Origin of the sequence: Agrobacterium sp. MCAB5, from assembly GCF_052114365.1 — a bacterium.
Classification (GTDB): Bacteria; Pseudomonadota; Alphaproteobacteria; order Rhizobiales; family Rhizobiaceae; genus Agrobacterium; species Agrobacterium tumefaciens.
In genome coordinates, this window is record NZ_JBFREP010000003.1 from 452776 (window position 1) to 465954 (window position 13179).

A 13179-nucleotide genomic window follows, 5' to 3' on the forward strand; every position below is an offset into this window, starting at 1 on the left:
TATGTTGAGGTCGGAAACCGCGCGCCACAATGGCGAAATCCGGGGGGATATCCGGTTATCTTTCGAGTTTTTCCCGCCCAAGAACCCCGAGATGGAGAACCAGCTCTGGGAAACGGTTGCCGAGCTGAAGAAATGGGATCCGGATTTCGTCTCCGTCACCTATGGCGCGGGCGGTTCCACCAAGGCGCCGACGCTGGATGCGGTGCGCCGGATGATCGGTGACAGTCATCTGCCGACCGCCGCGCACCTGACCTGCGTTGATGCCAGCCGTGACGACGTGCATCAGGTCGTTGAAGAGTTTCGCAATGCTGGCGTTCGCCATTTCGTGGCGCTGCGCGGCGATCCGTCGACCGGTATCGGCACGGATTACAGGCCGCATCCGCAAGGTTACGAGAATGCTGCCGCCCTGGTGAAGGGGCTACGCGATATCAGCGATTTCGAGGTTTCCGTTTCTGCCTATCCCGAAAAGCACCCGGAGAGCGCCAGCGATGCGGTCGATATCGATATGCTGAAGCGCAAGGCGGACAATGGCGCAACGCGGGCGCTGACGCAGTTCTTCTTCGATAATGACGTGTTCGAGCGCTACATGGAGCGGGTTACGGCTGCGGGCATCACCATTCCGGTCGTTCCGGGTATCATGCCGATCCAGAATCTGACCCAGCTCAAGCGTTTCGCCGGCCGCTGCGGTACCAGTGTGCCCAGTTTTCTGGATGAGCGTTTTGCAGGTTATGATGACGATCTCGAGGGACGCGCCCGCGTTGCGGCGGAAGTTGCTGCCGAGCAGATCGCCGATCTTCAACGGCGCGGTGTCAACGAGTTCCATCTCTACACCATGAACCGTGCGCCGCTGGTCGATGCGGTGCTTGAGAACCTCGGTCTTGAGCGTTTGCGCCGCAGCGCCGCCTGATTTCAGATATCCCATTTACGACAGGAAAAAAGCGCAGGCCCGACAGGACCTGCGCTTTTCAAACTCGTGTCATCTACGGTTCTTTTCTGCGTTTGGTCTTCACGTCTCGTCAGATGAAAAGCATCATCGCTACGAACAAAAACGCCAAACCGACTGCCAAGGCATTGAGAGATTTTGTAAGTCCCATGGGTGCCTCCTGTTGTTGACAGGTTCGATAATATGACCGTTTTGTGGCACTTGAAAAGCGGTTTCTGTGATGCGGTGCAGCATGCTTTGTGGCCGCTTAAAAAGTAACTTCTGTAATTCGTTGAAAATAAAAGATTATTTTCTCATCACGCAGTGCTTCATATCTTTAAAAAAAGTAAATGACCGGGGTGTTATCCCCAGTCATCCGGTCGAGATTAACAGTTTAAGCCTTGATTCCGGCCGATAGATTAAAGGCCCGAAGGTGCGATTAACACAGGTTAAAGCGCCTGGAGAAGTGCCTGGGTCGGCCATCCATCCGCAGGGATTCCGAGACGCTGCTGTTCCTTCTGGATGGCGACGCGGGTGCCGGAACCGAGAATTCCGTCCACCTTGCCAACATCGTGGCCGCGCGCTTCAAGCTTGGTCTGCAACTCTTTCATCGTCGCGTCATCGAAGCCCGGATCGGGATTGCCCTTGTTATAGACAGGGGCGCCCATCAGACGGTTGGCGAAATAGGCAGCCGAGGTCGTGTAGATGAACGACTGGTTCCATTCCAGATAGATGTTGAAGTTGGGATAGGTGAGGAAGGTCGGTCCCTTGCGGCCCTGCGGCATGATGAGGGCTGCGGGCAGCGAGGCGAAATTTTTGTTACCATCGCGCGGGGTCACGCCGAGGGTAAACCAGTCACCGGCGGTGAGCGAACCGCCGAGGCCGGATTTCTCCCAGGGAAGGTTTTCCGGTACGGAAACTTCCTGCATCCAGGGTTCGCCCTTCTTGAAACCGAGGTGCTGGATGAATTTCGCCGCCGTGAGGATCGCATCCGGTGCGCTGCTCTTGACGTTGACATGGCCATCGCCATCACCATCGATGCCGAAGGCGATGATGTCCTTGGGCAGCATCTGTACCTGGCCGATTTCACCGGCCCATGCACCCGTGTTGGACGTGGGGTCGAGATCGCCGTGCTGGACCATTTCGATGAGGGCCAGCAATTGCGGACGGAAGAGTTCCGGGCGGCGGCAATCATGCGAGAGGGTCACCAGCGCGTTACGGGTGTTGAAATCGCCCTGGACAGCACCGAAATCGGTCTCCATGGCCCAGAAAGCGGCAATGACGCCAGCCGGTATGCCGAATTCGTTCTCGGCACGGGCAAAGGTCGATGACAGCTCCTGCAGCTTCTTGCGGCCGATATCGAGACGGGCCTGGCTGACGGTGCGCTGGGAAAATTCGAGGAAGGTCTGGCGGAAGACGCCCTGTGCGCGGTCACGTGAAAGCACTTTGGGGTCTATCTGCGCGCCGGCTAGCGCCTTTTCGATGGCAGCCGCCGGAACACCCTTGGCAGCGGCCTCAGCCTTCACGCCCTCGAGAAATGCGCCGAGATCACCGCCGCAGGCAACCTGCTTTGGATCGTCAGGCGAGGCCACAGGCGGTGTGGCAAGGGCGGAGCCGGTGGAGAGAAGCGACAGAGCGGCGGCAAAAATGATGCTGCGCGACCGAAAAGTGGGCATGGGAATTTCCTCGATAGGTTGTTAGCCCGCTTTACCCACATGTTTGCGACAAAAAAACGGGTCCAGCGATCTGCCGGTGCAGAAGAACGCCGATTTTTCGAATGTGTTGCTTCTTGGCCGTATTATTTGGCCGAAGCGATCCATTTCCGCCAGTTTTTCTCACTTCCGGCGAAGACATTGATGTCGGTCGGGCCGTTGACGCCGGGCACGACGCCGGTGGCCGTATATTGCCAGAAGGCCCACTGCCGGTCTTCGTAAATCTTGGCGGGATGCGCGGCGACGGAGCGCACCCAGAAATGGTAATTCTTGAACTGGCCAACGAGGTTGTCGCGGTGGAAGTCGACCGAGGTGTAGATGATCGGGCGCTTGCCGTAGTGGGCCTCGAGGCGGTCGAGGAAACGCTGCATCTCGGCACGGACGATGCCAGGAGCCGGGCGCGTCTTGCAGGTGGGGGAGGAGGGGTTCCATTCCACATCGAGAACCGGTGGCAGGGTGACGGCTTCCTTTGGCACGTTGCTGATGAACCAGTCGGCCTGAGCGTCCGCCGTCGAGCAGAAATAATAGAAATGGTATGGCGCGTGCAGGATATCTGCCGCCGCCGCACTGCGCCAATGGTCGCTGAATTTCGGATCGATGCGGTCTGAGCCTTCGGTGGCCTTGATGAAGACGAAGGAAACGCCGGATTTGCGAACGGTCCGCCAGTCGACGTCGCCATTCCATTTGGACACGTCGATACCATGCACCTCGTGGCGATGCGGGTTGTTCGTGCCAAAATCCTGCGGGTCGGTATCGGAGAATTTCGGCTTGGAAACAGACGCGGTTTCAAGCAAGTCATAGCTCGTGGACGTACAGCCGCCGATCAACAACATAGCCGACAAAAGTGCCGATAGACGCAGCCGCATTGGAACCCTGATGAATTATTGTTGCCCATCCACGGCCGCAAAATGGCGCGCCGCATCTCCCGATTTACCCATAACATGGTAAACAAGCCGTTATGGCAAGAGGCAGTGGCCTTTTTTCGGCTCGCAAGTCGCTGAATTCCAAGAGATTTGCGGTCTTTCAGGCGAGCGAAATGCCTGAGCACCTCACTGGCGTATACTTGTAGGACCGTCGGCTGGCAGCGTCTCGCCCGCATTTGCAGAGGCGAGGCGCCGTAACCCTTGAAGATCAGGCGTCTGCCAGAATGCGGCTGACTTTTGGCTGCACTTCGGCGACCGGAAGCGTGATGATGGCCCGCCAAGCGTAACCCCGGGCAATCTCCTCGAATTCGAGATTACCGTCAAAACGGCCTGCCATGTTGGCCAGAACGTAACGGAGATTGGCGCGGGGCGTGACGTGGAAGCGGGTGAGCCATGCCTGCAAAAGTGCGCGGAACCACTTGGGCAACTGTTCCTGCTGGCCGAAATCGACGATGTGCAGCGAGCCGCCGGGCTTGAGAGCTGTCAGCGCCTGTTCGATCGCCTTTTCCCAGTCCGGTATCATCGAAAGCGCATAGGGGATCATGACTCGGTCGAAACCGTCCGGCTGACCGAATTCTGCGGCGCGGAAAGCGGTGGCGTCGGCCACGCGCAGAACGGGGCGTTCCGTCTTTCCGGTAAAATTCTCGGATGCGGTCAGCAGCATTTCGGCGGAGATATCGAGACCGAACAGTCTTGCTTCCGGAAACTTGCGGCTGGCCAGCAGCAGGTTGCGGCCGGTACCGCAGCCGACTTCAAGCAGCGTGCCACCCTTGGGCACGTCGAGGCCGGAAATGGTCCTGTCGCGGCCCAGAAGGTAATATTTGCGGGTAATATCGTAGATATGCCGCTGGTGGCGATACATGCGGTCCATCAGGCTCGCATGCGCCTCATCCGCAAGGCCGACATTCTCGCCGATGGTTTTCATGCCAGAGCCCTCTGATAGATATGGAAGCCGCCATAGATAGCCGAACGGTCCATGGCGTTGAGCTCATTGGAGCGTTCCTCTAGATAGATCCACTGGTTGCGTATATCGGCCGAGAGACGGCCTTCAATCACGCTCTTTTCGGCGGCGGTGCGGAAGATGACGCGGGCGCCGGGAGCGGCGGTGCGGCTGATCTGCGACCACAATTCGTTGAGCTGCACGTCCGTCATCCAGTCCTGCGCATCGAGCAGAATGTAGCGATCGACGCCGTTTGCCGGCTTTTTGGAAAGCAGCTCGGTATAGGTGGCGTGGTGCACGGCAACGCGGGCGGTGTTGTCGCGGATCGTCTCGTAATATTCCCGCTTGAGATAAGCGGGCAGGGCACCCTCATGCGGCTCGGGATAACGGCGCGCGAAGGCCTGCCAAGCGAAATAATTGTCGCTGAGCGGAAAGTTGCAGGCAAGCTTTTCCAGCCGCTCCTTGAGGACGGAGGCGACCGTGCCGTCGTTGGAAAGGCTTGCCAGCTCGTCATATTGGCGGGGCGGAATGCCAAGGCCGAACAGCGAACTTTTTCGCTTGGTCAGCCAGCGCACCACCGGCTTGTCGAACAGCGGTGCGACCTTGCTGTCGAAGAACCGACGCTGTTCATCCAGCGTGCGGCTATTGGCCATTTCGGTCAGCTTGACGCCGTGCAGGCGCGCCATAAGGTGGCCGGCGCCGATGAAACGGCCGAGCAGACCGGTGCGGTATATGTTCCTGTCGAATACCGAGATGCGGCGACGGCCGGATAGGGTGCGTTTCGACCAGTAGGCCTTGGTCGTGTCGTCGAGATGGTCGGCGATGAATCGGTCGTAGCCGTGACTATTGCTGCGCGTATTGGCGCGGCCGAACTGGCGAACCACATCCTGATGGGCCGGGAGATGGCGGAAGGCGGCAAGCTTCAGTTTGTTGAGGGCGATGTGATGCGGGTTAAGATCCACCACATCGATGCTGGCAGGGTTGCGGGAGAGGTAGGCCAGCATGTTGCAGCCGCCCGAGCCGATGGTGACGATGCGGTGGCCTTCAGCAAGCTCCATCGCTTCCATATCGATTTCCGGGTCTTCCCAGATTTGCGGATAAACCAGACCGGAAAAGAGAACCCCGAAGAACCGTTCGGAAAAACCGCTTTTCGAGAGCGCCTTGTGCTGGAGCAATGCGGACTTCAGTTTCGTATTCTTGCTGAAGCCGGTCTTGGGTGCCGCACTCGTCATATGTTCACCTCTCAATAGATTGAGAGGCGTCTACAGTCACGACGCTACAGTTTGATGACAGGGGTTGTGGGCCGACGTAACGAATCGAAAAGGCGGTGTGAAACCAACTCAGGTCTCAAGCTTAGATTTGGATGCGACGTCATCCTCGGGCTTGTACAGAGGATCCAACCACATATCGTAAAATCAAAAGCTTGCAGATCCCAGGGACAAGCCCGAGGATGACAAAAGTGACGTGCTCGACGTTTTTAAGAAAAGCTGCTTTGCTGCATTGCAGTCCCGGTGCTGCTCAAAGGCTTACTTGCGCAGAACGTGCAGCATGCCCTTGCGCTTGGCATCGTAATAATAACCGCGTGCATAAAGCCTGACAGCATTGTCCCGGTTGTTGTCGGCAACAAGCCAGGCGCCGCTCAGATATTTGACGGCATATTTGAGGTTGGTTTCGGCGTCGAACAGGCCAGAGGCGGGGCCATCAAAGCCCATGGAGCGGGCCGTGGCGTGCTTGATCTGCATCAGGCCGAAGTGGCCGCCATTATAGGCGCCGGGATTGTATCTGCTTTCACGCTGCACCACGCGATGCACCAGATCTTCAGGCACATTATACATGACAGCGTATTTCGAAATAAGCCCGCTCAGCTTTTCACGTCCGGCCGGCGCGGATTTGTACGGCGCCGTCATCGTTTCGTTCTGCCGGATAGCGGCAAGGGCGGCGTTGGTCGGGCCGGCTGCATAGGCCAGAACCGTGCTGTCCGGCTTCGGCAGGGGAATGACTTTGCGTTCCGCGGTCAGTTCGGTACCGATCGACGGCGTTCCGGGCGGCGGCGGTGCGGGCGGGAAGCTGCCCTTGACGGCAACCACCTGCGGCAGGTCGGCGGCAGAGTTGTGGGCCGCCGGTTTCGCGGCGGCACTTGCGGTTTCGATCGCTGCGGCTGCCGGCGTTGCGGCGTGCGGTGCAAGTGCCGCAGCCGTCGTCGGCGCGGCTGTCGTTACCGTTGCCTGCGCGACCTCTGTCTGTTGTTGCTGCGGCTGCATCTGGGTTGGGCTTGCCACTGCCGCTGCAATTTCGGCTGCCGGCGGCAGCGCCACGCGGCCACCCTTGACGGCGGCGACGGTTGGAAGCGATTCGGGCTGGGAAGAGGCTGCCACGTCAGTGGCATGTGCTGCCGGTGCGGCGGCATCAGCCGGGGTACCAGCCGTTTCCGACTGTGCGGAGGCTTGTGCCGGTGCGGTTTGGTTGACTGCGGCTATTTTCGGGCCGTTCGGCCCTTCCTTTGCGGCATATTCGACGCTCGTGCATCCGGCCAAAGCCAGTGCAAGGCCCACCGTGGAAGACAGAAGAAGTGCGCTTCTTCCGCGGAATTTTGCCGAATTTCGCATGTTGCCGCCTTCGTTATGCCTGTCTGTCGATACCCCCGCGTCGAGCGAAGCAGGCAGTGTCCCGTCGAGCCTTCATTAACCTATTGTAAGGATAGCGGCAAGCCGGGACGTGGCATCGCGGTTTTTCAGGCGGCGATGCGGCGGTATCCGGCGCTGACGGCACGGCCAGAAATGAAGTGAGTGCGGTATTTCGGCCGGATTTTTTTGTTGCCGGACATGCGGCGCACCAGTGCCAGCGTGGAGCCGGCAAAGAGTGCCTGCGCTGCCAGAATGCCAAGTGCCAGCAACAGGATTGCGGCCTGCGCTACGGCCAGCGTTTCGACCGCATTGCCGGAGGTGGAAACGAATTGCGGCAACAGTGCCAGGAAGAACATGAAATAGCGCGGACGCAACGCTGCAATGGCGTAGCAATCACGGAAAATGCCGCTGGATGATTTGCCGGGCAGATTGTCATTGTCTGCATTGGCTGCCTGGGCGGCGGGGGTGGCAAAGTTCCATAACAGGAAAAGAATCAGCCAGCCGATACCCGTCCACTGAACGATTTCCACAAAGGCATGCGGCAGATAGGCAAGGCCAGCCGCTGGAATCGCAGATATCGTCATGGCTGTGACGATGCCAAGCGCGCCGCCAGTGATAGAGGCAAACACCGTTTTTCTGCCGCGGATAGCGGCATAGGAGGCGACAGAGAATACAAGGGGAGAGGGAAGTGCGAACACAACGGCACATGCTGCACAAAAAACCAGCCACGCCTGTCCAGACATTCTCTTCCTCCTTGCCCTCCCTGTCGCCGCTTTCTCCAGCCTATCGTAAAATTAGGCCGCTGTGAACGGTTGACCGACGTGTTCCATCACTTCGGTAAACCATTTTGCAGACAGGTCGAAATGCTTTCCGCCCTTGATACGCGGAAACTCGATGGTCCGCAATTTACCCTTTTGGTCTTCGTCGTGGCCGGTGACGCCCGAGACCTTGTTCAGCGCGCTTTCGACGGCAAGATCGACCATGCCCTGGATGAGGCGCAGATCGTCGCCATTGGCGGGAGCGGAGCGGGCGAAGTAACCGGATTTCTGGACCATGGAGCGTTCGGCGCCGATGAGGCCGGCGAATTGCTTCTGGAACCAGCCGCCGACATTGATGGTGTCGATCTTCACATGGCCGAAGGCATCGCGCTTGACGGCCTCACCGGCGGCTTCGCGTTCGGCAACGATGGAATCGAGCCCCGCACCTTCGGAAACGAACAACGTGACGTAGCCGTGTTTGTCCATGATCGCCTTCAGCCGTTCGGCTTCCGCTTCGATGTCAAACGCCATTTCCGGCAGGTAGATGCCGTCTATGTTCTTCATCTGCGTGTTCATCATCAGGCCTTCGACATATTCATTGCCGTTGGTCTTCTGGATGTAGGCGCGGGCGGTCGCAGCCGTCAGCCAGCCGCAATGGCGGCCCATGACTTCGTGGATGACAAAGGTCTTCGGCGCAGCACTTTGCTCGTTGCTGACATTGTCGAAGAAGGAAGCGCCCACTTCGGCCGCGGTCCATGCGCCGAGCGACTGCCTGATCGGAACCACGTCGTTATCCACGGTCTTCGGCAGCCCGACGACGGTCAGATCGTAACCGTTGGCGCCGAGATAGGCGGCAAGGTCGGCGGCCGTCGTGTTGGTGTCGTCGCCGCCAATGGTGTGGAGAATGGTGATGCCGTCGGCAGCCAGCCGTTCGGCGGCAACGCGCAGCGGATTTTCACCCTCTTTCACCAGCCCGCGCTTGGCACAATCGGCAGCGTTGGTGAGCTTTACGCGGCTGTTGCCGATCGGCGATCCGCCATAACGGTGCAGCAGATGCGCCTTTTCGCGCATGTCCTTGTTGATCTCGATCCGGTCGCCCAGAAGCACGCCCTGATAGCCGGAACGATAGGCCACAATGTCAATATCAGGCGCGACGTCGCTATAACGCTCGATCAGGCCGCCAACGGCTGAAGAGAGACAGGGAGCAAGGCCACCCGCGGTCAGCATTGCGACTTTCTGTTTGGCCATTGTGGCTCCTTTGCTTGGATAGAAAGATATGTCTGGCAAATGGATGCGACAGCCACGTGTAGGTGTAAAGTGAATTTATCACGAAAAATGCCGATTTCTCGCGGCTTTTCAGCAGCTTGGGCAAAGAAGCCGAATATAATCGTTTCAATCGCCTCCAACCTTGCACCAGGCTTCGCCGTCTGTGGAAAACCGTTGCTCTCCCGTTTGCCGCCCCCTTGCTCCTGAAGAAAAACTGTCGCAAAAATGAATAAAAGTTAATGCCGCAGCGGCGCCGCGCATATTGCATTCACGGCGATATGCCGTCATGCTTGGCGTCATGATGTTCGATTTCGCCTGTTTGCATATTTCATCCCTGTGGGAACGGCTGCTCGGCGCGATCGGTGACGCGGCAGGCAGCACGCTCGGTCGCGTGGTGGAGGCGATCCGCACCCTTTTCGAGGGAGATCCGGAGACCCGCCGCAAGGTTTCCTTTTCCGTGGCCATTATCGCGCTGTCGGCAAAGATGGCAAAGGCCGATGGTGTCGTGAACGATGCCGAAGTGCGCGCCTTCCGGCAGATTTTCGATTTTCCTGAAGAAGAGGCCAGAAACGTTGCCCGCCTTTATAATCTCGCACGCCAGGACGTTGCGGGATACGAGGCCTATGCCGAGCGTCTTGCCGGTCTTTGCGGATCAGGCCATGACAATTGCGAGATGCTGGAAAGCGTCATCGATGGCCTGTTCCACATCGCCAAGGCAGACGGCTTGATCCACGAGCGGGAACTGGCGTTTCTCGGCCGTATCGCGGAAATCTTCCATATTACCGAAGATCATTTCGAAACGATCATGGCACGGCACGTTCATATGGATGGGCGCGATCCCTATCGTGTGCTTGGCGTTTCGCCCTCGGACGACTTTCTGGATATCCGCAAGCGTTACCGTTCACTGGTTGCCGAGCACCACCCGGACAAGCTCATCGCGCGCGGTGTGCCTATGGAATTGCACGCTGCCGCGAATGAGCGTATGGCGGCTCTCAATGCCGCCTATGAGGCCATCGAGAAAGAACGCCGCGTCGCATGAGTGAATTTCTGCCGGATTTCAACCCGGATTTCGGGGGCGCAACCATTGCGCCTTCTCCCAACCATGGCGAAAGACAGGGCGTGGCGGGCCCGGATATCATTCTCCTGCACTATACCGGCATGACGACCGCCGATGGCGCCCTTTCGTGGCTCTGCAATCCCGAAAGCCAGGTCTCCAGCCACTATTTCGTTTTTGAAGACGGGCGTGTCATGCAGCTTGTTGCGGAAACACGCCGCGCCTGGCATGCGGGCAAAAGCAGCTGGGCGGGGGAGGCGGACATCAATTCCCGCTCCATCGGGATTGAAATCGCCAATCAGGGCCATCCGGGCGGCCTGCCGGAATTTCCGGAAAAACAGGTAGCTGCCGTCATCGAATTGTGTCGCGATTGCGGCCAGCGGTGGTCTATCGCCCCTGAAAGGGTGCTTGCGCATTCCGATGTGGCGCCGATCCGCAAGGTTGATCCGGGTGAAAAATTCCCATGGGACATCCTGTCGCGGCACGGTGTCGGTCATTGGGTGGAGCCTGCGCCGATTCGCGGCGGACGTTTTTTTCAGCGCGGCGATCACGGCCAGCCGGTGGAAGCGCTCCAGTCCATGCTATCCATTTACGGATATGGCGTTGAAATAACAGGCGCATATTGCGAAAAAACAGAAGGTGCCGTGGCCGCCTTTCAGCGGCATTTCCGCCCGGCGCTGGTGGATGGTATCGCGGATTTTTCCACGATCGACACGCTGCATCGGCTGATTGCCAGCCTTCCGAAATTTTCGGCCGTTTGAACGCCGTTTCTGGAAAAGCCTTCCCCGTTTCCCGGTCGCGCAAGTCGATTTTTTTGTTGTGCCACAGTTAATCCGCATTGAGGAAGTCTAAGAGCCGCTGTGGACGCGGTGCTGTTCTTCAGGGGAGCTTGCCGTCAATATCAATCAAGGAGACTGGACGGTAGAAGGTCGTAATCGACTTTCCGCGCGCTGGACGTTTTTATCGTTTCATTGTTCCGGTTATCCGATCTGGAGACTATTTCAACAGATGAACAGAGTTTTTGTTGCTGTCGCAGCGGGCGTTGCTATGCTCGTTTCGCAGGCGGGGATTGCTTTTGCCAAAGACGAGGACGTCAAGACCAAAACCGTGACGCTGGGGACCTTCTTCCGTACGCCCGGTTATCCCGTTCCCGAAAAGAGCCTGCCTTCGTCGCTCAAGAACGACTATTCCGATCTGATCGTCAAATATGCCAAGCGTTACGGCGTCCCCACCAATCTGGCCCATGCCGTCGTTTCTGTAGAAAGCAAGTTCAACCCTAGGGCTCGCGGCAGCGCAGGCGAGGTCGGGCTGATGCAGATCAAGCCGGCAACGGCGCGCATGATGGGCTTTCGCGGCACGACCAAAGCCCTCTTCGACCCCGAGACCAATATTCGCTGGGGCATGCAATATCTGGCAACCGCACACCAGCTTGGCGGCGGTGAGGTTTGCAGCACGATCCTGCGTTACAATGCCGGCCACGGCGCCACCCGCATGAACCCGGTGTCCAAGCGTTATTGCGGCAAGGTCCAGGCGCTTCTGGCCAGCTGAGATCCTTTGCTCAAGCGTGTCGTGATGTCTCAGATTGGCGATAAGCTTTAAGTTCTTGTTTTATCACATCTCGTTATTGCAAAACCGCTGCACGCTCTTGCGCGGCATGTTTCGGACGTCACGAAAATCGATTCCGGTTTTTGCGTTCATGCTGTAGTCAGGAGCAAACCTGATGCGGAGCATGACATGCCGGATTTCAAATATATCGTTGTCGGTGCCGGAATGATGGGTGCGGCGGCAGCGAGGCACCTTTCGGCGCAAACGGATGGCGTGGCGCTGATCGGGCCGGATGAACCCGCCGATCGCAAGACCCATAACGGTGTGTTTTCAAGTCACTATGACGAGGCGCGCATCACCCGTGGTTTCGATGGCGATCCCGTCTGGGCGGAGCTGGCGCAACGCTCCATCCGGCGCTATGCCGAGATCGAAGCAAAAAGCGGCATCCGTTTCTTCATCGAAGCGGGCTGTCTGTTTACCGGAAACGGCAAGGGGCTTGCCGGAGACTACGTTTCGCGAGCCTTGGTCTCGACCGACCGTCTCGGTCTTGGCGTGGAAACGATCGGAAGCGATGCGCTGGCTCCCCGGTTCCCGATGTTTTCCCTGCCGTCGGATCACGACGGTTACTTCGAGGCGCACAATGCCGGCCACGTCAATCCACGTGCGCTTGTGAGGGCGCAATGCACGATTGCTGCTGCGCAGGGCGCGCGACTGATCCGCGAGACGGCGGTGCATGTTCACGATACCTCCCAAGGTGTGAAAGTTTCCACCAGGGAAGGGGCCGTACACACGGCCGAAAAGGTCATAGTGGCCGCTGGCGGTTTCACCAACATGGCTGATCTTCTACCTTCCCCGGTCGATATGGCGGCAACGGGCCGCACCATCGTGTTTTTCGAACTCGACGAAGCAAGGCAGGCCCTCTTCGGCTCTATGCCCTCGACCATCGTGCTGGCGGAGACCGAGGACGATATCGTCTATATTCTGCCGCCTGTGCGTTACCCCGACGGCAAGGTCTATCTGAAGATCGGCGGTGAGAGCGAAAAGGGCAGGCTGGAAACGCTGGCCGAAGCAGTCGGCTGGTTCCAGTCCGACGGCACGCCGGGCGAAGTGGAATTCCTGACGAAGCGGGCGCTATCGCTCATGCCGGAACTTGCGGGCTGCCCCGTGACCTCTGGTTCCTGCGTCGCATCCATTACCCGTAGCGGTTATCCATATATCGGCTATACGCAATCTTCCAATATTGCGGTTCTGACCGGTGGCAATTTCGTTTCCGCCAAGTCTTCCGACGAAATCGGGCGGCTAGGCGCGGTGCTGCTTCTGCATGGCCAGCTGACCGAGAGTGATTTTGCCGCCGAAATGTCGCCCGTTTTTATCTGACATTCAGCAGCGAAGCGGCTACAAAATCGCGGCTGTATTAGAGCGGATTGAGGCGAAG

12 protein-coding genes are annotated in these 13179 nt (G+C 58.4%); 5 read left to right on the forward strand and 7 right to left on the reverse strand.

Annotated elements, in window-relative coordinates:
* The first annotated feature begins 1 nt into the window (after position 1).
* The gene (gene metF, locus AB4Z23_RS09875) at positions 2-907 is read left to right on the forward strand and encodes a methylenetetrahydrofolate reductase [NAD(P)H] (RefSeq protein WP_013636527.1); all 906 of its coding nucleotides are present in this window, start codon (positions 2-4) and stop codon (positions 905-907) included.
* A 464-nt stretch (positions 908-1371) separates the two neighbouring features.
* Here metF and AB4Z23_RS09880 read toward each other — a convergent pair whose 3' ends face one another.
* The 7 genes from AB4Z23_RS09880 to AB4Z23_RS09910 form a co-directional block, all read right to left on the reverse strand.
* Complete coding sequence (locus AB4Z23_RS09880) at positions 1372-2598, reverse strand: lytic murein transglycosylase (RefSeq protein WP_003513276.1); 1227 nt, start codon at positions 2596-2598, stop codon at positions 1372-1374.
* Positions 2599-2720: 122 nt separating this feature from the next.
* Positions 2721-3500, reverse strand: a complete 780-nt coding sequence (locus AB4Z23_RS09885; RefSeq protein ID WP_035251825.1) for a glycoside hydrolase family 25 protein — start codon at positions 3498-3500, stop codon at positions 2721-2723.
* A gap of 265 nt (positions 3501-3765) precedes the next feature.
* Entirely contained in the window at positions 3766-4482 is a 717-nt protein-coding gene (locus AB4Z23_RS09890; protein ID WP_013636524.1) for a class I SAM-dependent methyltransferase, read from the reverse strand.
* A complete protein-coding gene (locus tag AB4Z23_RS09895; RefSeq protein ID WP_065702344.1) occupies positions 4479-5729 on the reverse strand; it encodes a DUF3419 family protein in 1251 nt (416 codons plus the stop codon). Before AB4Z23_RS09895 ends, AB4Z23_RS09890 begins: the two co-directional genes overlap by 4 nt.
* A gap of 294 nt (positions 5730-6023) precedes the next feature.
* Positions 6024-7103: a lytic transglycosylase domain-containing protein gene (locus tag AB4Z23_RS09900; RefSeq protein ID WP_038491642.1), complete on the reverse strand. Its 1080-nt coding sequence runs from the start codon at positions 7101-7103 to the stop codon at positions 6024-6026.
* Between the two features lie 125 nt (positions 7104-7228).
* A complete protein-coding gene (locus AB4Z23_RS09905; RefSeq protein ID WP_421477159.1) occupies positions 7229-7864 on the reverse strand; it encodes a LysE family translocator in 636 nt (211 codons plus the stop codon).
* 51 nt (positions 7865-7915) lie between these two features.
* Positions 7916-9127 carry a pyrophosphate--fructose-6-phosphate 1-phosphotransferase gene (locus tag AB4Z23_RS09910; RefSeq protein WP_003513264.1) on the reverse strand — a complete coding sequence of 404 codons (1212 nt, stop codon included), beginning with the start codon at positions 9125-9127 and terminating at the stop codon, positions 7916-7918.
* A 316-nt stretch (positions 9128-9443) separates the two neighbouring features.
* Here AB4Z23_RS09910 and AB4Z23_RS09915 point away from each other — a divergent pair, with 316 nt between their 5' ends.
* The 4 genes from AB4Z23_RS09915 to AB4Z23_RS09930 all read left to right on the forward strand — a co-directional run bounded on the left by AB4Z23_RS09915 (position 9444) and on the right by AB4Z23_RS09930 (position 13121).
* Positions 9444-10184, forward strand: a complete 741-nt coding sequence (locus AB4Z23_RS09915; protein WP_013636520.1) for a J domain-containing protein — start codon at positions 9444-9446, stop codon at positions 10182-10184.
* A complete protein-coding gene (locus tag AB4Z23_RS09920) occupies positions 10181-10960 on the forward strand; it encodes an N-acetylmuramoyl-L-alanine amidase (RefSeq protein ID WP_038491639.1) in 780 nt (259 codons plus the stop codon). The genes AB4Z23_RS09915 and AB4Z23_RS09920 overlap by 4 nt, the downstream gene beginning before the upstream one ends.
* A gap of 247 nt (positions 10961-11207) precedes the next feature.
* On the forward strand, positions 11208-11747 hold the full coding sequence (locus tag AB4Z23_RS09925; protein ID WP_003513258.1) for a lytic transglycosylase domain-containing protein: 540 nt from the start codon (positions 11208-11210) through the stop codon (positions 11745-11747).
* 186 nt (positions 11748-11933) lie between these two features.
* Complete coding sequence (locus AB4Z23_RS09930) at positions 11934-13121, forward strand: NAD(P)/FAD-dependent oxidoreductase (RefSeq protein ID WP_421477163.1); 1188 nt, start codon at positions 11934-11936, stop codon at positions 13119-13121.
* Positions 13122-13179: the final 58 nt, after the last annotated feature.